The organism is Hymenobacter busanensis, from assembly GCF_008727865.1.
Classification (GTDB): Bacteria; Bacteroidota; Bacteroidia; order Cytophagales; family Hymenobacteraceae; genus Solirubrum; species Solirubrum busanense.
Map to the genome: position 1 here is coordinate 572,474 of NZ_VTWU01000001.1, position 22,451 is coordinate 594,924.

Annotated in this window: 14 protein-coding genes; all 14 read left to right on the top strand. The window is 62.8% G+C overall.

The annotated features are described in order from the left end of the window. The first annotated feature begins 83 nt into the window (after positions 1-83). The 14 genes from F0P96_RS02400 (at position 84) to F0P96_RS02465 (ending at position 22,423) form a co-directional block, all read left to right on the top strand. Entirely contained in the window at positions 84-2,903 is a 2,820-nt protein-coding gene (locus tag F0P96_RS02400; protein ID WP_151077138.1) for a glycoside hydrolase family 2 protein, read from the top strand. Between the two features lie 182 nt (positions 2,904-3,085). Further along, entirely contained in the window at positions 3,086-4,207 is a 1,122-nt protein-coding gene (locus tag F0P96_RS02405; protein ID WP_201743886.1) for a hypothetical protein, read from the top strand. Positions 4,208-4,458: 251 nt separating this feature from the next. Then, a complete protein-coding gene (locus F0P96_RS02410) occupies positions 4,459-7,224 on the top strand; it encodes an alpha-L-rhamnosidase (protein ID WP_151077140.1) in 2,766 nt (921 codons plus the stop codon). Between the two features lie 325 nt (positions 7,225-7,549). Beyond that, positions 7,550-8,671: a glycoside hydrolase family 88/105 protein gene (locus tag F0P96_RS02415; RefSeq protein ID WP_235917356.1), complete on the top strand. Its 1,122-nt coding sequence runs from the start codon at positions 7,550-7,552 to the stop codon at positions 8,669-8,671. 19 nt (positions 8,672-8,690) lie between these two features. Beyond that, positions 8,691-9,845, top strand: coding sequence for a sialidase family protein (locus F0P96_RS02420; protein WP_151077142.1), 1,155 nt, complete (start codon positions 8,691-8,693; stop codon positions 9,843-9,845). A 143-nt stretch (positions 9,846-9,988) separates the two neighbouring features. After that, positions 9,989-11,398 carry an alpha/beta hydrolase family protein gene (locus F0P96_RS02425; RefSeq protein WP_151077143.1) on the top strand — a complete coding sequence of 470 codons (1,410 nt, stop codon included), beginning with the start codon at positions 9,989-9,991 and terminating at the stop codon, positions 11,396-11,398. Between the two features lie 108 nt (positions 11,399-11,506). Further along, positions 11,507-13,375, top strand: coding sequence for a right-handed parallel beta-helix repeat-containing protein (locus tag F0P96_RS02430; RefSeq protein WP_151077144.1), 1,869 nt, complete (start codon positions 11,507-11,509; stop codon positions 13,373-13,375). 71 nt (positions 13,376-13,446) lie between these two features. Further along, positions 13,447-15,744, top strand: a complete 2,298-nt coding sequence (locus F0P96_RS02435) for an alpha-L-rhamnosidase-related protein (RefSeq protein WP_151077145.1) — start codon at positions 13,447-13,449, stop codon at positions 15,742-15,744. Continuing rightward, positions 15,744-16,571 carry an L-rhamnose mutarotase gene (locus tag F0P96_RS02440; protein WP_201743884.1) on the top strand — a complete coding sequence of 276 codons (828 nt, stop codon included), beginning with the start codon at positions 15,744-15,746 and terminating at the stop codon, positions 16,569-16,571. Before F0P96_RS02435 ends, F0P96_RS02440 begins: the two co-directional genes overlap by 1 nt. A gap of 44 nt (positions 16,572-16,615) precedes the next feature. After that, the gene (locus tag F0P96_RS02445; RefSeq protein ID WP_151077146.1) at positions 16,616-17,686 is read left to right on the top strand and encodes a Gfo/Idh/MocA family protein; all 1,071 of its coding nucleotides are present in this window, start codon (positions 16,616-16,618) and stop codon (positions 17,684-17,686) included. A gap of 222 nt (positions 17,687-17,908) precedes the next feature. Then, positions 17,909-19,495 carry an SLC5 family protein gene (locus F0P96_RS02450; protein ID WP_151077147.1) on the top strand — a complete coding sequence of 529 codons (1,587 nt, stop codon included), beginning with the start codon at positions 17,909-17,911 and terminating at the stop codon, positions 19,493-19,495. A gap of 160 nt (positions 19,496-19,655) precedes the next feature. Continuing rightward, the gene (locus tag F0P96_RS02455) at positions 19,656-20,255 is read left to right on the top strand and encodes a TetR/AcrR family transcriptional regulator (RefSeq protein ID WP_151077148.1); all 600 of its coding nucleotides are present in this window, start codon (positions 19,656-19,658) and stop codon (positions 20,253-20,255) included. 59 nt (positions 20,256-20,314) lie between these two features. Continuing rightward, positions 20,315-21,568, top strand: a complete 1,254-nt coding sequence (fabF, locus tag F0P96_RS02460; protein WP_151077149.1) for a beta-ketoacyl-ACP synthase II — start codon at positions 20,315-20,317, stop codon at positions 21,566-21,568. 99 nt (positions 21,569-21,667) lie between these two features. Further along, positions 21,668-22,423 (top strand): SDR family oxidoreductase, encoded by a 756-nt coding sequence (locus F0P96_RS02465; protein WP_151077150.1) that lies wholly within the window; start codon positions 21,668-21,670, stop codon positions 22,421-22,423. Positions 22,424-22,451 lie beyond the last annotated feature (28 nt).

Genomic DNA, 22,451 nt, shown 5'->3' on the forward strand with positions numbered 1-22,451 from the left:
CCAACGAAGTCGTCAGGCTCCCCCTCTCCTTTTCGGAGAGGGGGCCGGGGGGTGAGGCGCACGTGAGGCGACCCCAACCCGATATGCCCAAACGTTTCCTCCCATACCTCCTCGCCCTGCTGCCCCTGGCCTCACACGCCCAGCAGACCGAAATCCAGTACCTCTCCGGTACCGACAAAGACCACACGGTGAAGTGGAAGTTCCACTGCTCGGCCGGCCGCAAGGCGGGTAAGTGGACCACCATCCCGGTGCCCTCGAACTGGGAACTGCAGGGCTTTGGCAAGTACAACTACGGCCACGCCAAGGACACTGCCCGCGGCAAGGAAGTGGGCCAGTACAAGTACGAGTTCAAGGTGCCCAAGAACTGGGATGGCAAGACGGTGAACATCGTCTTCGACGGCGCCATGACCGACACCGAGGTGAAAATCAACGGTCAGTCGGCCGGCCCCGTTCACCAGGGCTCCTACTACCGCTTCAAGTACGACATTACCCGGCTGCTCAAGCCGGGTAAAACCAACCTGCTCGAAGCCACCGTCGCCAAGCACTCGGCCAACGAGTCGGTCAACGACGCCGAGCGGCGCGGGGACTTCTGGCTTTTCGGCGGCATTTTCCGCCCGGTGTTCCTCGAAGCCCTACCCGCCACCCACATCAGCCGCGTGGCCGTGGACGCCAAGGCCGACGGCTCCCTGCGCGCCGACGTGTACACCCAAGGCAGCGGCGCCGATGAAGTCGTGGGCCAACTCTACACGCTGGATGGGCAGAAAGCCGGCGCGGAGTTCCGCGCGGCCGTAGCCGGCGGGGCCACCACCCGCCTGCAAACCTCGCTCAATCAAGCCCGGCTCTGGACGCCCGAAACGCCCAACCTCTACCGCGTGGCCTTGACCCTGCGCAAGGGCGGGCAGCCGGTGCACACCGTCGACCAGCGCATCGGCTTCCGCACCATGGAAGTCCGCGAGCGGGACGGCATGTACCTGAACGGCGTCAAAATCAAGTTCAAGGGCGTCAACCGCCACTCGTTCTGGCCCACTTCGGGCCGCGTGACCAGCAAGGCCCTGAGCATCCAGGACGTGAACCTGATGCGCGAGATGAACATGAACGCCGTGCGCATGGCCCACTACCCGCCCGACGACCATTTCCTGGCCGCCTGCGACTCCCTGGGCCTGATGGTGCTCGACGAAATAGCCGGCTGGCACGGCAACTACGACACGCCCACCGGCACCAAGCTCACCGAGGAGATGGTGCGCAAAGACGAAAACCACCCCAGCATCGTGGTGTGGGTCAACGGCAACGAGGGCGGCCACAACTTCGACCTCGACCCGGTGCTCGACCGCATGGACCTGCAGCAGCGCCCCGTGGTGCACGCCTGGCAGGTGTTCCGCGGCACCGATACCCAGCACTACATCAACTACGACTACGGCAACGGCACGCACTTGCAGGGCCACAACGTGGTGTTCCCCACCGAGTTCCTGCACGGCCTCTACGACGGCGGCCACGGCGCCGGCCTCGAAGACTACTGGGAGCAGATGTGGGCCCACCCGCGCTCGGCCGGCGGCTTCCTCTGGGACCTCTCCGACGCCGGCGTGGTGCGCACCGACAAGGGCGGCATCCTCGACACCGACGGCAACCACGGCGCCGACGGCATCCTCGGCCCCTACCGCGAAAAGGAGGGCAGCTTCTTCACCATCAAGGAGGTCTGGAGCCCCGTGTTCTTCGAGCGCCGCGAAATCACCCCGGCCTTCGACGGCACCTTCCGCGTGCAAAACCGCTTCCACTTCACCGATCTGAATCAGTGTAAGTTCACCTGGAAGCTAACCCAGCTACCCGGCCCCGGCAGCAAGGCCGCACCCGTCACCAAAACCGGCACCCTCACCACGCCCAGCGTGGCCCCCAATGGCACCTACGGCACCCTGAAAGTGGCCCTGCCCGCCGACTGGCAGCAGCACGACGTGCTCTACCTCACCGCCCAGTACCCCGACGGCCGCGAAATCTACACCTGGAGCTGGCCCATTGCCCGCCCCAGCGCCGTGGCCCAGCGCCTCATCCGCACGGAAGGCCCCACCGCCGCCAAGCTCACCGAAACCGACTCGCTCTACAACGTGTCCGCCAACGGCGTGGAGCTGAGCTTCAGCCGCCGCTCGGGCCTGCTGCGCGCGGTGCGCAACGCCAAGGGCATCATCCCGCTCACCAACGGCCCCGTGCTGGCCGAGGGCGAAACCGCCTTCGAAGGCCTCAGCCAGCGCCAGGACGGGCAGAACGTGGTCATCGAAGCCAAGTTCGGCAAGCAGAGCCGCTACCAGTCCTTGCAGTGGACGGTGTACCCCTCGGGCTGGGTACGCCTCACGGCCAAGTACTTCCCCAAAGACTACGACTTCGCCCTGGCCGGCCTGAGCTTCAGCTACCCCGAAAAGGAGGTGCGCGGCGCTCAGTGGCGCGGCGACGGGCCCTACCGCGTGTGGAAGGACCGCCTGAAGGGCACCAACCTGGGCGTGTGGACCAAAGGCTACAACGACACCAGCACCGGCGAAATGAACGGCACCCGCGGCCCCGAGTACCCCGAGTTCAAGGGCTACTACTCCAACTTCTACTGGCTCACCCTGCAGACCACCGGCCAGCCCTTCACGGTAGTCTGCGACCAGGAAGACGTGTACCTGCGCCTGTTCACGCCGCGCTTCTCGGCCACGCCCTACAACACGGCCCCGGCCTTCCCCAGCGGCCAGCTCTCCTTTATGCACGGCATCACGCCCATCGGCACCAAGTCGCAGAAAGCCGAGAACATGGGCCCGATGGGCAAAACCAACATGTACTACGACTACGGCAAAGACCCCTCGTACGCCAAGGAAATGACCCTGTACTTCGATTTCTCCGGCCAGCAGGCGCAGGAGAAGTCGGTAGGGCAACGCTAGACGCTTAGGGCTTGAATGCAGCAGCGGGTAGTGAACCGATGAGGTTTGCTACCCGCTGTTTGTTTGCGGGTATGAGCTAAATTGCCTTAATTCAAGTTTGAATGTTTTGACATTAAAACAGTAGACTGAATATGAGAAGGGATAAGATGTATGAGCGTTTAAGTTTTTCATCTGATTATACAGTGGAAGATTGGAATGCATTAATCAAAATGGTGTTTAGCGAATATTTTGTTAGTGATGCTCTTTTGAAGAAGAACAAGGAAATTTTAAGGACTGAAATAGTTAATTATGTAAAATTTGTTAATAAGAAAGAATTTATTGATTTGTTTAATTGGATATATAGTGTGTTTAAGGAGTGCATATTGCTTGATAAGAGTGCTTCTGTTAAAATGCTATCAGATTCTTTTAATGAGATAGGTGATACTGATTCTAGATGGATGATGAATGTGTTGACTCAGCCTGATGTATCTCAATTCTCTGAGCGTGACAAAATAGCGTTTTATTTTAAAGCTATGGATGAAGTCTTGGAAGGGTGCTTCAAGCCACGCTTTAAATTGTTTGATAAATTTGTTGCTTTCAAAATAAGGCAAGTAGTTGCTGATAATTCATCTGTGGATTTTGGGAAATTAATAAATGACTTTTCATCTCAGTTCCGCGTTGATGCTGACTTGCTTTTGAAAGATCCTATAGCTTCTATTTCTATAAGCCAATGGAGAAATATTGCTGCACATAAATCTTATGCAATAAATAAAACGGATGTTGTTGTTAAATATGGCAAGCCTAATCAGCGTTCTGTTACACTATCGGTAGAGGATTTCTATAAGGTTTTCTATTGGTCACAGGATGTTTATACAGTTATTCGATTGGCTGAAGTGTTGGTGTATTTAAATTATATGACAGAAGTGGTTGCTGAGTTAGGAGGTAGTGACAAGATTAGAGTTAGGTTCGAAGCGTCCTTATTGAATCTTATTCATAACATGCAAATCGTTGGTTTTGAATTTGTGGCAACAGAAGAGCGTTCAAATCTATTTTGCTTAGTTGTAAAGAGTAAAATAGGATTTAATTTGCAAGATTCATTGTTTCATGCATCACAGTGCTTGGATCAGCTTTGTTGTGCAGTATACGATGATGATTTCGTTCGGGATAATTATCAAAAAACGAAAATAAGTGTCATTGATAGAGAGACAAGTAAAATTGCTTCAGCAATTATGTCTATTGAAACAGCTTTGGAAATGGTCTATGGTAAAATAGATCTTGAGCAGTATCTTGATAAGATGGAATTTGAATTTCCTGATCAGGCTTGAAGATTATTTGAGCCAACATAAAATTTGCTTGTTAACACTGGAGTTTCTTCAGGATGGTTTTGCTGGCTTACACCCCACCATGCCCAAATCCTAAAGCTTTATGCTAAGATCGTAGAATGTTGGCACGGGAAAAATGGTGAACTAGTGGACGCCAAAAGTGCCTAGCACCGCCCCGTGGCGCCGGCCCGTGTAGCGGCCGGCTTCCCCGCTGCTGTTGTAGCGGGGGCCGCGGGGTGCGGCTGCCCGTCCCGATGAACCTGCGCATTGTACTTTCTTCGCTTCTCACCGCCCTGCTGCTGACGGCCTTCCGCGCCGACCAGCCCGCCCCCGTGCAGCTGCAGCGCCTGCGCTGCGAGCTGCTCACCAACCCCGAAGGCATCGACGCCACCGCCCCGCGCCTGAGCTGGGAGCTGAGCGGCCCCGCCCGCGGCCTGGAGCAAACCGCCTACCAGGTGCTGGTGGCCTCCACCCCCGACAAGCTGGCCGCCGACGAGGGCGACCTGTGGAACTCCGGCCAGGTCACGTCGGCCCAATCGGTGCACGTGGCCTACGGCGGGCAGCCGCTGCGCAGCCGCACCCGCTGCTACTGGAAGGTGCGCACCTGGACCACCCAGGGCCCCACGGCCTGGAGCCCGCCCGCCCGCTGGAGCATGGGCCTGCTCAATTACCTCGACTGGAAAGGCCGCTGGATCGGCTTCGACCGCGCCTTTCCCGGCGACGACGAAACCAGCCACGCCCGCCTCTCGGCCCGCTACTTCCGCAAGGAGTTCAAGGCCGACAAGCCCATCCGCCAGGCCACGGCCTACATCATCGGGCTGGGCCTGTACGAGCTGTACCTGAACGGGCAGCGGGTAGGGGAGCAGGTGCTGGCCCCCGGCCCCACCGACTACACCCAGGGCGTGAAGTACAACACCTACGACGTGACCGGCCTGCTGAAATCGGGCGCTAATGCCGTGGGCGCCGTGCTCGGCAACGGCCGCTTCTACGCCATGCGCCAGCACTACAAGCCCTACAAAATCAAGACCTTCGGCTACCCCAAGCTGCTCATGCAGGTGGAAGTAACCTACGCCGACGGCTCGCGCGACGTCGTGAAGACCGACGAGAGCTGGCAGGGCACCGCCGACGGCCCCATCCGCACCAACAACGAGTACGACGGCGAGGAGTACGACGCTACCAAGGAAATGCCCGGCTGGGCCTCGGCCGGCTTCGACGCGAAGAAGTGGCTGCCCGCCGAGCTGGTGCAGGAGCCCGGCGGCGCCTACGAGGCGCAGATGAACGAGAACATGAAGGTGATGGAAACCCTGAAACCGGTGTCCATCAAGCCCCTGGCCGGCGGCAAGTACATCCTCGATATGGGCCAGAACCTGGCCGGCTGGCTGCGCCTGCGCGTGCAAGGCAAAGCCGGCGATAAGGTGACGCTGCGCTTCGCCGAAACCCTGCAGCCCAGCGGCGAGCTGTACGTGCGCAACCTACGCGACGCCCGCGTGACCGACGTGTACACCTTAAAAGGCGGCGCGCCCGAAACCTGGGAGCCGCGCTTCGTCTACCACGGCTTCCGCTACGTGGAAATCAGCGGCTGGCCCGCCGGGCCGGCGCCCACCCTGGCCGATTTCGACGGCCGCGTGGTGTACGACGACATGCCCACCACCGGCGCGCTGACCACCTCCGACGCCACCATCAACCAGGTGTACCGCAACGCCTACTGGGGCATCCGCAGCAACTACAAGGGCATGCCCGTCGACTGCCCGCAGCGCAACGAGCGGCAGCCCTGGCTCGGCGACCGGACGACCGGGGCCTACGGCGAGAGTTTCGTGTTCGACAACTCCCGCCTCTACGCCAAGTGGCTGCACGACATCGAGCAGGCCCAGAAAGCCGACGGCAGCATCCCCGACGTGGCCCCCGCCTTCTGGCGCTACTACGGCGACAACGTGACCTGGCCCGGCACCTACCTCACCGTGGCCGACATGCTCTACCGCCAGTACGGCGACGAGCAGGTGCTGGCCCGCCACTACGACTCCATGCGCCGCTGGCTCCTATATATGGGCCAGAACTACTCCGAAAACGGCCTCGTCACCAAGGACAAGTACGGCGACTGGTGCGTGCCGCCGGAATCGAAAGAACTCATCCACTCCAAAGACCCCGCCCGCAACACCGACGGCGCGCTCATTGCCAGCAGCACTTACTATCATATGCTGGACCTCATGCGCGGCTTCGCCGTGACCTTGAACAAGACCCGGGACGCCGACGAGTACACCCAGCGGATGGCCGCGCTGAAAACGGCCTTCAACCAGAAGTTCCTGAACCCCGAAAGCTGCCAGTACTCGAACAACACAGTGACGGCCAACCTGCTGCCCTTGTCCTACGGCATGGTGCCGCCCGAGGCCGAGGCCAAGGTATTCCAGAACATCGTCGACAAGATACTGGTCGAGAACCAGGGCCACATCAGCACCGGCGTCATCGGTACGCAGTGGCTGATGCGCGGCCTGACCCAGCGCGGCCGCCCCGACGTGGCCCTGCGCCTGGCCGCTAACCGCGACTACCCGAGCTGGGGCTACATGGCCGCCAACGGCGCCACCACCATCTGGGAGCTGTGGAACGGCAACACCGCCGACCCGGCCATGAACTCGCAGAACCACGTGATGCTGCTCGGCGACCTGCTGATCTGGCAGTACGAAAACCTGGCCGGCATCAAGTCCGCCCCCGACGCGCCGGGCTTCCAGCGCCTGGAAATGAAACCCACGCCCACCACCGGCCTGACTTCGGTTTCGGCCTCCTACCAGTCGGTGCGCGGCCTCGTCAAAAGCAGCTGGAAGCAGGAGCCGAAGCGCTTCAGCTGGAACCTGACGGTGCCCGGCAACACCAAGGCGCTGGTCTACCTCCCGGCTAAGGATGTCGAGAAGGTGCAGGAGGGAGGCAAAAAGGCTTCGGCCGCGCCGGGCGTGAAGTTTCTGCGCCAGGAGGGCGACCGGGCCGTGTTTGAAGTCGGCTCGGGGGAGTATGCTTTCGTGGTGAAATGAGCCTGAACGACCAACCCTAGAACGTCATGCTGAGCGAAGCAACGCGAAGTCGAAGTATCTCTCCCGCTTCATCAGGCTCCCTCTCTCCTTTTTCGGAGAGGGGGCCAGGGGGTGAGGCGCACCGTCAGCACGCGAGATGCTTCGGCAAGCTCAGCATGACCCGAAAAGATTATCTAAACAGCTTGAAATACCTGCTGACTAACCTATGAGGTTCAAATCAACTACATACCGAACTGGCCTGCTGGCCCTGACACTGACCTGCATTTCAGGTAGCGGCTGCGTCAGGGCGTCAAGTGCGGCAGTTTCGGGCGGTACGCAGCCGGTTGTGGCTGGCGTTTCTGCGCCCGCACCGGCTCCGGCCAAGTGGTCGGAGCGCATGCTGAACTCGGTGCTGAAGCGCAGCCCGTGGATGGCTGACCCAGCGCAGAAAGACACCTGGGGCTACACGCAGGGGCTGATTATCTACGCCCTGGAGCAGGTGTGGCGCCAAACCAAGGACCCGCAGTACCTGGCCTACATTCAGCGCTACGGCGACAAGATGATTGACGCCCAGGGCCAGATCAAAACCTACAAGCCCGAGGATTTCAACCTCGATAACCTCAACTCGGGCAAGGTGCTCTTCAACCTCTACGCCCAGACCAAGGACGAGAAGTACCGCAAGGCCCTCGACCAGCTGCGCGAGCAGCTCCGCAAGCAGCCCCGCACCAGTGAGGGCGGCTACTGGCACAAGCTCAAATACACCCAGCAGATGTGGCTTGATGGGGCGTACATGGCCAGCCCATTTCTGGCCCAGTACGCGGCTACCTTCAACGAGCCCGCCGCTTTCGACGAAGTTGCCAACCAGCTGATCTTGCTCGAAAAGCACCTGCGCAACCCCCAAACCGGACTTCTCTACCACGGCTGGGATGAAAGTCGGCAGCAGAAATGGGCCAACCCCCAAACCGGCGCCTCGCCCAACGTCTGGGGCCGGGCCATGGGCTGGTACGCCATGGCCCTCGTGGACGTGCTTGACTACTTCCCAGCCAAGCACCCGAAGCGCCAGGAGCTGCTCCAGATTCTGGACCGGCTGGCGGCGGCCGTGGTGAAGTACCAGGACCCCAAATCAGGTTTGTGGTACCAAGTGGTGGACCAGCCTACGCGGCCCGGCAACTACCTGGAAGCTTCGGCGTCGAGCATGTTTGTGTACGCACTAGCGAAGGGTTCCAACCGCGGTTACCTGCCCAAAACCTACCGCGCCGCGGCCGAAAAAGGCTACGCTGGCATCACCGGGCAACTCGTGGAGGTGAAGCCTGACGGGGAAGTAAACCTGCTACAAGTGTGCGAAGTAGCCGGCCTAAGCGCCGACCGGGACGGCAGCTTCGAGTATTACATCAAAGAGCCGATTCGGGTGAATGACCCCAAAGGTACCGGCCCCTTCATCCTGGCCAGCCTGGAGCTGAACAAGTAGCCACGACCATAAAACATACATGAACAAAGTCCTTCCTATACTACTCTTCGGCCTGCTGACTGCGGGCTGCTCGGTGGCGCAGCAAAGCCCCAACGCTGCTAAAAAGAATTCGTGGCAGCGCGCCGTCATCGTCGACGAGTTCATCCAAGAGAAAATGCCCTTCCCGGAAAGCCACGCGGCTACCATTGCCGAGACACCGCAGGGGCTGGTTGCCTCGTGGTTTGGGGGCACCAAGGAGCGGAACCCCGACGTGGGCATCTGGGTGAGCCGGCAGGAAAACGGCCAGTGGACGGCCCCAGTGGAAGTAGCCAACGGCGTGCAGAGCGAAACCCTGCGCTACCCGACCTGGAACCCGGTGCTCTACCAGGTGCCCGGCGGCGAGCTGCTGCTGTTCTACAAAATAGGGCCGAAGCCTTCGGACTGGAAGGGCTGGCTGCGGCGCTCCAAGGACAATGGGCGGACCTGGTCGGCGGCCGAGGCGCTGCCGGAGGGCTACATCGGGCCGGTGAAAAACAAGCCGGTGCTGCTCTCTAACGGCACCCTGCTGAGCCCCACCAGCACCGAGGGCAGCGGCGGCTGGCGCGTGCACCTGGAAGCCTCGAAGGACAACGGCCAGACCTGGACCATGATCGGGCCGATTGACAACGGGCAGACCCAGGGCGCCATTCAGCCCAGCATTCTGACGCACAAGGACGGCCGTCTGCAATTGCTCTGCCGCAGCCGCGACCGGGCTATCCTGGAGTCGTGGTCGTCGGACCAGGGGCAGACCTGGACGCCGCTGGCCAAGACCTCGCTGCCCAACAACAACTCCGGCACCGACGCGGTGACCTTGCAGGACGGGCGCCAGCTGCTGGTCTACAACCACGTTTTACCGCCCGGCACCCTCGCGAAGGGCCCGCGCACCCCGCTGAACGTGGCCGTGTCCAAGGACGGCAAGGAGTGGTACGCGGCGGCCATCCTGGAAGACTCGCCCATCAGCCAGTACTCCTACCCCTCGGTGATTCAGACCAAGGACGGCAAGGTGCATTTCGTGTATACCTGGCGCCGTAAGAGCATCAAGCACGCCGTCATCGACCTGAAAAAGCTGAAGCTGGTGAAAATTGAGAACGGCCAGTGGCCGGCCTTGAAGGGCTACACGGCCCCGACGGGCACGGCGGAAATTACCAAGGACTGACGTCTGGTATGTAGAGACGCATACTTGCGTCTCGTCGTTGAACGGCCGGCTCTGTATAACCAGGCGCGCACCAACAACATGGACGCAACAACATCAGCAACGATTGAGACGCAAGTATGCGTCTCTACAGCCTTTTCCCTCCCATGTTCAAGAAACTCCGTCTTCTCGCCATTGGCCTGCTGCTGACGTCGGCCGCGCAAGCTCAGACCTCGGACGAGCAGTACCGGGAGCCGCTACAGCAGGTGCTCGACGAGATTCAGCAGCGCTACGGGGTGAAAATCCGGCCCGACGCGGCCATGGTGAAGGACAAGTACGTGACCTACGCCCAGTGGCGCTTCCGCCCCGACGTGGACGAGACCCTGCGCAACGTGCTGGGCCCGCTGGATTACCAGGCTGCCAAAACCGGGGACAAAACCTACAAGCTCAAAACCTACCAGTACCACCTCAAAACGCCCGAGGAAGGCGCAGCGCAGCTGCAGGAGCTGGCCGCCCGCTACCACGACCAGGCCAGCTGGGAGCAGCGCAAGGCCGAGCTGCGGAGCTGCATGTGGTCGGCGCTGCGGCTGGCCCCCATGCCGCCCAAGCCCGCCAGCAAGCCCATCGTCACCAACAAGCGCGACTACGACGGTTATTCGGTGGAAAACGTGGCGCTGGAAACCCTGCCCGGCGTGTACATGACCGGCTCCCTGTACCGGCCGCTCAAGCCCAAGGGCAAAATCCCGGTCGTCATCAGCCCCGACGGCCACTTCGGCGACGGGCGCTACCGCCCCGACGCCCAGAAGCGCTGCGCCACGCTGGCCCGCATGGGCGCCATGGTCTACAGCTACGACCTCTTTGCCTGGGGCGAGTCTACCCTGCAGTTTAAGCCCGAGGACCACCGCCGCAGCCTGGCCATGACGGTGCAGGCCCTGAACGGTCTGCGCGCCCTGGACTTTTTGCTCGCCCAGAAAAACGCCGACAAGGACCGCGTGGCCGTTACCGGCGGCTCGGGCGGCGGCAGCCAGACCATGCTGCTCACCGCCCTCGATGACCGCATCAAGGTGAGCGTGCCGGTGGTGATGCTCTCGACCTACCACAGCGGGGGCTGCCCCTGCGAAAGCGGCATGCCGGTGCACCTCTGCGGGGGCGGCACCAACAACGCCGAGCTGGCCGCCATGGCCGCCCCGCGCCCCCTGCTGGCCGTGACCGATGGCGGCGACTGGACCGCCCAGACGCCCGAGGTAGCCATGCCCTACCTGAAAACCATCTACGGCTACTACGGCCAGCCCGACCTGGTGCAAAATGCGCACTTTCCCAAGGAAGGCCACGACTACGGCGCCTCCAAGCGCCAGGCCATGTACCAGTTCATGACCCAGCACCTGGGCCTGAACCCGCGCATGGCCGAAGACGCCGCGGGCCAGCTGGACGAGTCGAAAGTGACCGTGGAGAAGCAGGAGCAGCAGTTGGTGTTCGGCCCGAAAGGGGAGAAGCTGCCGGCTAATGCCATTCACAGCTTCGAGGCCCTGCAGGATTTGTTCAACCAAAACGCGCCGCAAGGGCAGGCTAAGCAATAGAAGGTAGAAGAAAAAAGGTGGTCATGCTGAGCTGGTCGAAGCATCTCTACCGCTGATGTCAGATACTAAAATCAACGAAGCGGTAGAGATGCTTCGACTCCGCTCAGCATGACGTACAAGATTATTGCCGGGCTGCTTGCCTTCGGTATACTGGCGACCCACGCAGTTGCCGCCGATATCTGGGTGGCGCCCACCGGTTCCGACCGCAACCCCGGCACCGCCGACAAGCCGCTGGCCACGCTCAACATGGCCCTGCGCCAGGCCCGCGACCTGCGCCGGCTCCGCGACGCTTCCGTAGCCAATGGCGTGCACATCTGGGTAAAAGGCGGCGAGTACCGGCTGGCCGAGCCCTGGCTGTTTCGCCCCGAGGATGCCGGCACCGCCACGAGCCCGACCATCATCGAAGCCGCGCCCGGGGAGCAGCCGGTGCTCAGCGGCGGCGTGGCCGTGACAGGCTGGAAAAAGGCCACGGCCGCCGTGCCGGGCCTGCCGAAAGCGGCGCAAGGGCAGGTCTGGGTAGCCGACGCGCCGCTGCTAGCCGGCCGTAGCTTCGACTTCCGGCAGCTGTGGGTGAACGGCCGCAAGGCCACCCGCGCCCGCACGGCCACCGACGACAACCTGCCCCGCCTGCTGCGCTGGGACACCGACCAGCGCGAAGCCTGGATTCCGGCTGCGGCGCTGGGCGGCGTGATGCGGGCCGGGCAGCTGGAAATGGTGCTGCACCAGATGTGGGCCGTGAACGTGCTGCGGGTCAAATCCGTGGACGTGCAGGGCAAGGAGGCGCGGGTGACGTTCCACGAGCCCGAAAGCCGGGTGCAGTTTGAGCACCCCTGGCCCCGGCCCATCATCGACGGCAAAAACGGCAGCTCGGCCTTCTACCTGGCCAGTGCCCCGGAGCTGCTCGACCAGCCCGGCGAGTGGTACTACGACCAGGCCCGGCGGCAGGTGCTGTACTGGCCCCGCCCCGGCGAAACCATGAGCAGCGCGCAAGTAACCGTGCCCGCCCTGGAAACCCTGGTGCAGGTGGCCGGAAGCCTAGACGCGCCGGTGAGCCATGTGCAGTTTAAGGGCCTGACCTTCGCCTACACCACCTGGCTGCGCCCCTCCGAGCAGGGCCACGTGCCCCTGCAGGCCGGCATGTATTTGCTCGACGGCTACTCCCTGGCCAAGCCCGGCACCCCCGACAAGGCCGGCCTCGAAAACCAGGCCTGGATTGGCCGCCCGCCCGGCGCCGTGCAGCTCAGCGGGGCCGACCACACCCGCTTCGAGCGCTGCCGCTTCGCGCACCTAGGGGCCGCTGGCCTCGACTACCAGCAGGGCACCCACGACGACGCCATCGTCGGCTGCACCTTCCGCGACGTGGCCGTGAACGGGCTGCAGCTGGGCAAGTTCTCCGACCCCGGCATCGAAACGCACCTGCCTTACAACCCCAAGGACGAGCGGGAAATCTGCACGGGCGAGCTGGTGGAAAACAACCTCTTCACCGACTGCGGCAACGAGGACTGGGGTGCCTGTGGCATCGCGGCCGGCTACGTGCGGCAGACCACCATCCGCCACAACGAAATCAGCCAGGTGCCCTACACCGGCATCAGCCTGGGCTGGGGCTGGACCAAAACCGCCAACGCCATGCAGGGCAATCGGGTGACTCAGAACTACATCCACCACTACGCCCAGCACACCTACGACGTGGCTGGCGTGTACACCCTCTCGGCCCAGCCCGGCACCGTTATCAGCGAAAACCGCATCGACGAAATCGGCCGCGCCGCCTACGTGCACGACCCCGAGCACTGGTTTTACCTCTACCTCGACGAGGGCTCCTCGGGCATCACCGTGCAGGACAACTGGTGCCCGGCCGAGAAGTTCCTGGCCAATGCCAACGGCCCGAACAACGTCTGGAAAAACAACGGCCCGATGGTGGCCGAAGCCATCAAGCAGGCCGCCGGACTGGAAGCTGCTTACCAGGACTTGCGCCGCTGACCGTGCGCCTCACCCCCGGCCCCCTCTCCGAAAAAGGAGAGGCGGAGCCAGTCGACACACAGAACGATCTTATGAGAAGACTTTTTCAACTGCTCCCTCCCAACACGTCCGTCACTCCGCCTCAAGAAAATAGAAAGCCGAAACAAGCCCCCAAGTCGTCCGGCTCCCCCTCTGCTTTTCGGAGAGGGGGCCGGGGGGGGAGGCGCTTCGTCTGGGCCGCGCTGGCGCTGCTGGCCCTCGAAACTGCCCAGGCCCAGCAGGCCGTCCGGGCCACCTGGATCTGGTACCCCGGCGACTACGAAATCTGGCTCAGCAACCAGATGCAGAACCGCCGCACCGAGCGCGGCTCCTTTTTCCCACCCTTCTGGCGCCTCGACAGCCACTACCCGCTCATCGACTTTCACCAGGATTTCGACCTAAAGGAAGCCGAGGACGTGGAGCTGCGCGCCGAAGGCCAGTACAACGTCAAGCTCGATGGCAAGCTCATCACCGGCTACCCCACGCGCCTGACGGTGCCGGCCGGTAAGCACCGCCTGAATATCAAGGTGTACAACCAGGCCAACGTGCCGGCGGTGTTCGTGCGGGGCAAAACCATCGGCACCGACGGCAAGTGGCTGGTGACCTACGAGGATAAGGAGTGGATTGACGCCTCGGGCAAGGTCTCGGACCAGTCGGGCACCACCTGGCTGACGGCCGGCTCCTGGAACTTCGACGAAGCCCAGGCGCTGCCCTCGGCCTTCAAGCTCAAAACCGAGCCGCGCCGGGCCGCCAAAGTCACGCGCAATGCGGACGGCAGTATGCTGGTGGATTTCGGGCGCGAAACCTTCGGCTACGTGCGCCTGCACGGCCTGCAAGGACAGGGGCCGGCTACCCTGTACTTCGGCGAATCGAAGGAGGAGGCGCTGAGCGTGGAGGGCTGCGAGACGCTGGAGCGGATGGACGTAAACCAGTCGCAGAAAGCCGACAAGCTCACAACGCTGACCAAGGCCTTCCGCTTCGTCAACATCCGCCCGGAAAAAGGCGTGACCCTGGATTCGGTGTCCATGCTCTACGAGTACGCGCCGGTGACCGAGCGGGGCCGGTTCAGCTGCTCGGATGAGCAGCTGAACAAGATCTGGGACGTGGCTGCCTACACCATGCACCTGAACACCCGGGAGTTTTTCATTGACGGCATCAAGCGGGACCGGTGGGTATGGTCAGGCGACGCCTACCAGAGCTACCTGATGAACTACTACCTGTACTTCGACACGCCGACGGTACAGCGCACCACCTTCGCCCTGCGCGGCAAGGACCCGGTGACCAGCCACGTGAACACCATCATGGACTACACCTTCTACTGGTTTATCGGCATCTACGACGCCTACCAGTACACCGGCGACAAAACCGTGGTGCAGCAGCTCTACCCGCGCATGCAGAGCCTGATGGACTACTGCCTCTCGCGCCGGAATAAGGACGGCTACATGGAAGGCCTGGCCGGCGACTGGGTGTTCATCGACTGGGCCGACGGGCTGAGCAAGAAGGGCGAAGTCAGCTTCGAGCAGCTGCTTTTGTGCCGCAGCCTGGAAAGCATGGCCCTGTGCGCGAATCTGGTAAACGACCAGGCCGGCGCCCAAAAATACCAGCAGCTGGCCACCGACCTCAAGGCGAAAATCTTCGCCACTTACTGGAACCCCGCCAAAGGGGCGCTGGTGCACAGCCGCGTGAACGGGCAGCCGACGGAAAACGTGACGCGCTACGCCAATATGTTCAGCATCTTTTTCGGCTACCTCTCGCCCGAGCAGCAGCAGCAGGTGAAAAAATCAGTGCTGCTCAACCCGCAGGTGGCCAAAATCACCACGCCCTACATGCGCTTCTACGAGCTGGAAGCCCTGTGCGCCCTGGGCGAGCAGCCCTACGTGCTCCAGGAAATGAAGGCGTACTGGGGCGGCATGCTGGGCGAAGGCGCCACTGCCTTCTGGGAAGAGTACGACCCCTCGAAGAAGGGCACCGAGCACCTGAGCATGTACGGCCGCCCCTTCGGCAAAAGCCTCTGCCACGCCTGGGGCGCCAGCCCGATCTACCTGCTAGGCAAGTACTACCTCGGCGTCAAGCCCCTCTCGGCCGGCTACGCCACCTATGAAGTGGTACCCACGCTCGGCGGCCTGCAGTGGATGGAGGGCTCGGTGCCCACGCCCCAGGGCGACATTGCCGTGCGGGCCACGACCAAGGAGCTGAAAGTGAAAGGCACCACCGGCACCGGGGTTCTACGCTTCAAGAGCAAGAGCAGCCCGAAGTGCAAAGGCGCCAAAATCGAGGCGAAAGGTAACGGCAACTATGAGTTGCCGTTGGAGAAGGGCAAGGAATACGTGGTGACCTACCAGGCGGTCTGATGGAAATCCGGACGATTGTAGAGACGCATATTTGCGTCTCGTCGTTGAACGGCTCGTCGTTGAACGACGACACTGCCCAAACGGCCCGGACCGGGAGACGCAAGTATGCGTCTCTACAGGGCCGCCTCTATACGCTACTCCTCTGGCTGCTCCCGCTGCTGGCCCCCGCTCAGGCCCGCGGCCCCATGTCCATCGTAGAGCTGACCGACTACGACCACCGCCTGCCCCCGCAGAAGCTCCAGGCCCTCGGTCAGCGCTACCCCGACGTGGCCCTGCGCCGCTGGCCAGACGCCAACCACCTCACCCACCTGGTGGCCTACGCCCCCCAAGCCCGTATCCAGGCGCTGCTGCCGGCGCTGAAACAGGCCTACCCGACGGCCCGCGTCAAGGAATACGCCGCCCCGTTCTACCGCTTCGACCGCAACCGCTGCGCCGATAAAACGACGGCGAAACAGTGGGACAACATCATTCTCACCGCCAGCCTGGTGGCCGATACGGCGAAGCAAAACGAGTACCTGCGCTACCACGCCACGCAGTTTGAGCAATGGCCCGAGGTGTCCAACGGCTTCTGCAACGCCAGCTTCCAGCAGCTGCTGGTATTCCGCCGGGGCCGGGAGCTGATGCTGGTCATCAGCATTCCGAAGGGCCAGAGCCTGGACGCGCTCAACCCCAAAACCACCGAAAACAACCCGCGCGTGGACGAGTGGAACCAGCGCATGCGCCAGTACCAGGAAGGCCGCAACGGCGCGGGGCCCGGCGAAGTCTGGGTATTCCTACAGCCCCTGCCTCCACTCGCGGCCAAGCCGAAGCAAGCGGTGAGAAAGTAATCCGCCCTGACAACCGACAACCACCAACTGACAACTCAACATCAATGCTGAAACTAGGAATACTGGGCCTGGGCGAGGGGAGAAGCACCATGTCGGCCGCCCTGCAAAGCGAGAAGTTGGAGCTGCGCGCCATCTGCGACCGGAACGAGGAGCTGTGCCGCCACCGCGTGGCCGAATTCCAGTTCCAGGGCCGCGTCACGCAAGAGTACCAAAACCTTCTCGACGACCCCGAAATCGACCTCATTGCCATCTACACCCCCGACCACCTGCACGCCGAGCACGTCGGGCAGGCATTGCGGGCGGGCAAGCACGTAGTCTGCACCAAGCCTTTCATAGATGATCTGGCGCAGGCCAAAGAGCTGCTGGCGCTGGTGGAGCAGACCGGCAAAAAGGTGTTCGTGGGCCAAAGCTCCCGTTTTTTCGAGCCCATGAAGCGGCAGCGCGCCGACTACGAAGCCGGCCTCATCGGGGAGCTGATAACGGTGGAAAGCTACTACCACGCCGACCACCGCTGGTTTTTCGCCAAAGGTTGGTCCCTGCAGGAGTCGTTTAAGTGGCTCTACGGCGGCCTCAGCCACCCCGTCGACTTCATCCGCTGGTATCTGCCCAACATCGAGGAAGTCATGGGCTACGGCATGCTCAGCTCCAACGGCAAGGAAGGCGGCCTGAAGCACCAGGATACCATGCACTTCATCTTCAAGGCCACCGACGGCCGCGTGGCCCGGGTGAGCGGTGCTTATACCGGCCCGGTCCAGCCCGTCACCCGCGACTCGGAGATGAGCTGCGTGCTGCGCGGCACCGAGGGCGCCAGCCAGGGCGACTACATGGACCTGCGCTACGCCATTACCGACCGCACCGGCGAGGAGCGCATCGTCACCTGGGAGCATAAGCTCAAGCACTACTTCCGCTTCGAGGGCAAAAGCCACCACGCCGGCGAGTACCAGAACTACCTCGAATACTTCGCCGACTCCATCACCGAGAACTTCACCGCCTACCCCGACGTGCGCGAGGGCATCGGCACCATCGCCCTGCTGCAAGCCATGGACCGCTCCCTGCAAACCGGCCGCCCGGTGCGGGTGCAGGAGCTGCTCGACGAGCACGGCCTGGCGCTGTAGTTGGTAGAACAGCTATATCAGACCGTCATGCTGAGCTTGCCGAAGCATCTCTACCGCTTCGTTGAATCGTGCGGTAGAGATGCTTCGGCAAGCTCAGCATGACGGTTACTATCGGAAGTCAGCCCGCGAGATGTCTCGATCCTTGCTTGATGCGCAACATGCTCGACATGACGGCCTGATACTTCGCTCTAATTCCCACCCGAACGAACCCCACCCGCCCGCATGGGAAACAATCTACTCGGCCACCTGAGCCCCTGGGACTACGCCATCGTGGCGGCTTACGTCGTCATCCTCGTGGGCATCGGCTACCGGGCCAGCGCCTCGAAAAAGGAACAGACCGAGGACTCCCAGTTTCTGGCCAGCAAGTCGCTGGGCTGGGCCAGCATCGGCTTCAACATGTGGGGCACCAACGTGGGGCCCAGCATGCTGCTGGCCTTTGCCAGCATCGGCTACAGCACCGGCATCGTGGCGGTGAATTTCGAGTGGTACGCCTTCGTGTTCCTGCTGCTGCTGGCCACCGTGTTTGCCCCGCGCTATTTGGCGGCCCGCGTCAGCACCATGCCGGGCTTTATGGGCCAGCAGTACGGCGGCTCCACCCAGAACATCCTGGCCTGGTACGCGCTGATCAAGATTCTGATTTCCTGGCTGTCGTTGGGGCTGTTCTCAGGCGGGGTGCTGGTGCGCCAGATCCTGGGCATCCCGATGTGGCAGTCGGTTATCGTGTTGGTGCTCTTCGCGGGCTTTTTCACCTTCGCCGGCGGCCTGAAGGCCATTGCCAAGGTCAACGTGTTTCAGATGCTGCTGCTCATCGGCGTTTCGCTCACGCTCACCGTCATCGGCGTGCTGAAAGTGGGCGGGCTGAGCCAGCTCTGGCACAGCGTGCCGGGCCACTACTGGAACCTCGTCCAGCCCTCCTCCGACCCGAAATACCCCTGGTACGCCATCCTGCTGGGCTACCCCGTGTCGGCCGTGGCCTTTTTCTGCACCGACCAGGCCATGGTGCAGTCGGTGCTGGGCGCCCGCAGCCTGGAGCAGGGGCAGCTGGGCGTCAACTTCATCGGCTGGCTCAAGATTCTGTCGCTGCCGTTGTTCATCCTCACCGGCGTGCTCTGCTACGTGCTCTTCCCCAATCTGGCCGACCCCAACCAGGCCTACATGACGATGGTGACGAGCCTGTTCCCCGCCGGCCTCAAGGGCCTGGTCATCGTGGTGCTGATTGCCGTGCTGGTGGGCACCATCAGCTCCTCCCTGAACGCGCTGAGCACCGTCTTCGCCCTCGACGTGTACGCCCGCAACATCAACCCCGAAGCCTCGGAGAAAGACGTGGTGCGCGTCGGCCGCCTCACCGTGCTGGTCGGCTGCGCCTTTGCCGTGCTCATGGCCCTGGCCATCGACGCAGTGAAAGGCCTGAACCTGTTCGACGTGTTCCAGGCCGTGCTCGGCTTCATCGCGCCGCCCCTCTCGGCCGTGTTCCTGCTGACGGTGTTCTGGCCTCGCACCACCCGCCGGGCCGTCAACGCCATCCTGTCGGTTGGCTCGGCGTTCAGCCTGGGCGTGGGCGTGGTCTACCTCTGGATATTGCCCCCGAGCGAGTACGCGTTCTGGCCGCACTACCTGGTCCTCTCGTTCCTGCTCTTCGCGCTGCTGCTCGTGGCCGCCGCCGTCATTTCCCTGCTCGATGGCTCCCACCAGCCCCGTCCCGCCTTTGACCGTACGGCCCTGCCCGCCACCACGCCCCGCGTAAAGCTGCTCTGGGCCGCGCTGGCCGTGGTGATGGTGGCGCTGTATTTGGTGTTCAACGGGCATTGATGTCATGTCGAGCGCAGCGAGACATCTGGGGCAGAATACCAGCGGACGTTTCCACCCAGATGTCTCGCTGCGCTCGACATGACAAAAGCTCCGAAACTTTTTCCGCTCGGTTGAGTTTTGATACCAATCGGTATATTTGCTGCCGATTCCGTTACCTGCCATGTCCAAAGCCGAGCGCACCCGCCAGTTCATCATTGAGCAAACGGCCCCCATCTTCAACAAGCTGGGGTACGCGGGCACGTCGATGAGCGACCTGACAGCCGCCACCGGACTGACCAAGGGTGCCATCTACGGCAACTTCGAGAACAAGGAGGAAGTGGCGCTGGCCGCCTTCGACTACAACCTGGGGCTGGTGCAGGAAGGCCTGCGGGCCGGCCTCCACGGCGGCGCCACGGTGCGCGAGCAGCTGCTGGCCATGCCGCGCTTCTACCGCGAGGCCTACCCGCACTTCTGCCAGCAGGGTGGCTGCCCCATCCTGAACGCGGCCATCGAAACCGACGACGCGCCGCCCACGGCCCTGCGCCAGCGCGTGCAGGCCAGCCTGGCCCGTTGGCACCGGCACGTGGCGCGCCTCATCGAGCAGGGCCAGCAAACCGGCGAAATCCGCCCCGCGGCCGAGGCGGGCCGCTACGCCACGTTGTTCATTGCCCTCACCGAAGGCGGCATCATGGTGGCCAAAGCCACCGGCGACCCGGCTGCCCTTTACACCAGTCTGGCCCACATCGAGCAGCTGATCGAAACCGAGCTGGCAAGCAGCTAACCTTTTTTTGCCTGAAAATATACCATTTGGTATAAAATGCACACCAACCTTTTTCTCCCATGCCTGAGCTAAAACGCGTGGTCATTACGGGCGTCGGGGCGCTGACGCCCATCGGCAACACGGCTGTGGCCTTCGGCCAGGCCCTGCGCGCCGGCGTCAGCGGGGCCGGCCCCATCACCCGCTTCGACGCCACGAAGTTCAAGACCCGCTTTGCCTGCGAAATCAAGGGCTTCGAGCCGCTGGACTTCTTCGAGCGGACCGAGGCGCGCAAGTGCGACCCGTTCACCCAGTACGCCCTGGTGGCCGCCGACGAGGCCATCCGGCACGCCGGGCTGGATTTCGCGGGGCTGAACCGCAACCGCATCGGCGTCATCTGGGGCTCGGGCGTGGGCGGGCTGGGCACCTTGCAGGAGCAGCTGCTGGAGTTTGCCGCCGGTGATGGGACGCCGCGCTTTAACCCGTTTCTGGGCACCAAGATGCTGGTGAACATTGCCGCCGGGCTGATTTCCATCCGCCACGGGTTGCGCGGACTGAACTTCGCCGTGGTCTCGGCCTGCGCCACCTCCACCACGGCCCTGATCGAAGCCTTCAACTACCTGCGCTGGGGCCAGGCCGACGTGCTGATTGCGGGCGGCTCCGAAGCGGCCATCAACGCGGTGGGGGTGGGCAGCTACAACGCCCTGCGTGCCCTTTCCACCCGCAATGACGACCCCGTCACGGCCTCACGGCCCTTCGACGCGGCGCGCGACGGGTTCGTGGTGGGCGAGGGGGCCGGGGCCTTGGTGCTGGAAGAGTACGAGCACGCCCGGCGCCGCGGGGCCACCATTCTGGCCGAGGTAGTCGGCGGGGGCATGGCCGCCGATGCCTACCACCTTACCGGCACCCACCCCGAGGGCGAAGGCGCCACCCTCAGCATGCAGGCGGCCCTGGACGACGCCGGTTTGCACGCGGCCCAAATCGATTACCTGAACGCCCACGCCACTTCCACCGGCCTGGGCGACGCCTCCGAGCTGCGGGCCATTGCCCGGGTATTCGGACCCGCGCCGCACTTGCACATCAGCGCCACCAAGAGCATGACCGGGCACCTGCTGGGCGCGGCCGGGGCGGTGGAGGCCATTGCCTGCGTGCAGGCCGTGCAGCAGGACGTGGTGCCGCCCACCATCAACACCCAACAGGTCGACGCGGAGTTTGCCCACCTGCAGCTCACGCTCGGGCAGGCTGCCTACCGGCCGGTGGAATACGCCATGAGCAACTCCTTCGGCTTCGGCGGACACACGGCCACCCTCATTGTGCGCAAGTACGAAGACCAATAAAGACGACGTGGTTCCGGCTCGTCACGGCGGGCTGCCTGGCCTTCTGATTTCACCCCGGCTGCGGCCGGTATTTCCTTCACTTTTCTCACCGACAACGTCATGAAAACCACCAATCACACTGTGCTCATTACGGGCGGCGGCTCGGGTATCGGGCTGGCCATTGCGCGCCTGCTGAGCGAGCAGGGCAACCAGGTCATCATCACCGGCCGCAACGAGGCCAAGCTGCAGCAGGCCGCCGCCGCGTTGCCCGGTGTCACGCCCATTGCCTTTGACGTAAACGATGCTGCCGCCGTGGCGCAGCGCATCGAGGCCGAGTTTGGCGGGCTAAGCCTGCTCATCAACAATGCCGGGTACGCCGATGCCTACGAGCTGCTGCCCGGCGCCGGCGCGTACGCCATTGCCGAGGCCGAAATCCATACCAACTACCTGGCCATCGTGCGGCTGACCGAGGCGCTGCTGCCGGTGCTGACGCGCCAGCCCGAGGCGGCGGTGGTGAACGTGTCGAGCATCGTGGCGTTTGTGCCCTCGGCCGGCATTCCGACCTACGCGGCCAGCAAGGCGGCGCTGCATTCCTACACCCAGAGCCTGCGCCACACGCTGAGCCAGCACGCGCCCAACGTGAAAGTGTTCGATCTGATGCCGCCGTTGGTGGACACCGAGCTGTCGGCCGGTATCGGCGGGGCCAGCGGCATTGCGCCCCGGCAGGTGGCCGAGGAGCTGCTGACGGCCCTGGCGCAGGACACGTACGAAATCCACGTCGGGCAGACGGCCGGCCTCTACCAACTATTCCACGCCGACCCGGCCCAGGCCTTTGCCACGATGAACAGCAGCCTGCGCGCGGCGGAAGCGCACTAGGTAGCCGTTGGGCGGCCGAACGTGGGCA

Coding starts and splice junctions, on each gene's coding strand:
- F0P96_RS02410 (WP_151077140.1), top strand. CDS start 4,459: ATGAACCTGCGCATTGTACTTTCTTCGCTTCTCACCGCCCTGCTGCTG.
- F0P96_RS02440 (WP_201743884.1), top strand. CDS start 15,744: ATGGAAATCCGGACGATTGTAGAGACGCATATTTGCGTCTCGTCGTTG.
- F0P96_RS02430 (WP_151077144.1), top strand. CDS start 11,507: ATGACGTACAAGATTATTGCCGGGCTGCTTGCCTTCGGTATACTGGCG.
- F0P96_RS02445 (WP_151077146.1), top strand. CDS start 16,616: ATGCTGAAACTAGGAATACTGGGCCTGGGCGAGGGGAGAAGCACCATG.
- F0P96_RS02420 (WP_151077142.1), top strand. CDS start 8,691: ATGAACAAAGTCCTTCCTATACTACTCTTCGGCCTGCTGACTGCGGGC.
- F0P96_RS02425 (WP_151077143.1), top strand. CDS start 9,989: ATGTTCAAGAAACTCCGTCTTCTCGCCATTGGCCTGCTGCTGACGTCG.
- fabF (WP_151077149.1), top strand. CDS start 20,315: ATGCCTGAGCTAAAACGCGTGGTCATTACGGGCGTCGGGGCGCTGACG.
- F0P96_RS02400 (WP_151077138.1), top strand. CDS start 84: ATGCCCAAACGTTTCCTCCCATACCTCCTCGCCCTGCTGCCCCTGGCC.
- F0P96_RS02455 (WP_151077148.1), top strand. CDS start 19,656: ATGTCCAAAGCCGAGCGCACCCGCCAGTTCATCATTGAGCAAACGGCC.
- F0P96_RS02450 (WP_151077147.1), top strand. CDS start 17,909: ATGGGAAACAATCTACTCGGCCACCTGAGCCCCTGGGACTACGCCATC.
- F0P96_RS02465 (WP_151077150.1), top strand. CDS start 21,668: ATGAAAACCACCAATCACACTGTGCTCATTACGGGCGGCGGCTCGGGT.
- F0P96_RS02435 (WP_151077145.1), top strand. CDS start 13,447: ATGAGAAGACTTTTTCAACTGCTCCCTCCCAACACGTCCGTCACTCCG.